The 425-nt window shown below is 59.3% G+C and carries 1 protein-coding gene; it reads right to left on the minus strand.

The genetic code is table 11. The features are described from left to right. On the minus strand, window positions 1-425 hold a 425-nt coding region (locus ACODJP_RS13810; protein WP_422482487.1), incomplete at both ends, for a hypothetical protein.

Consider the following 425-nt stretch of genomic DNA (forward strand, 5'->3'; position numbering starts at 1 on the left):
GAAACATTCAGGCCGCTGAAGGCATCGTCGATCAGGCGTACCAGGGAGCCGCAATTCAAGTCGACGGCCGAGAAGAATGTGTACTGGCTGCCAGCATGGCGGTGGAACTGCCCCAGGAGGTTCGCATGCGCTTGGGCCAGGGTTCGCTCGTGTACGAACAACAGCTCCTCAGAGAGCAGGTTGTCCGAATTTTCACCTTCGTAGACGCTGTCGGCTGTCCTGACGATGTTCGTGTCACGCACATAGATGATGTCGGCATAGGCATCGAATCTGGTGATGTGGTAGGCAAGCGTCCCGCTGTTGTGCGCCGCCACCTGCAGGTACGGACCACCTGCCGCAGCGATGTTGGCGGTGATGTAGCCGCTTTCGGCGGTGAACTCGGTGCGCACGTTCGAGACGGCGATGATGTCGCTCGATCCCACGAT

This window comes from Pleomorphochaeta sp. DL1XJH-081 (assembly GCF_049310885.1).
GTDB lineage: Bacteria > Spirochaetota > Spirochaetia > Sphaerochaetales > Sphaerochaetaceae > CAYZJV01.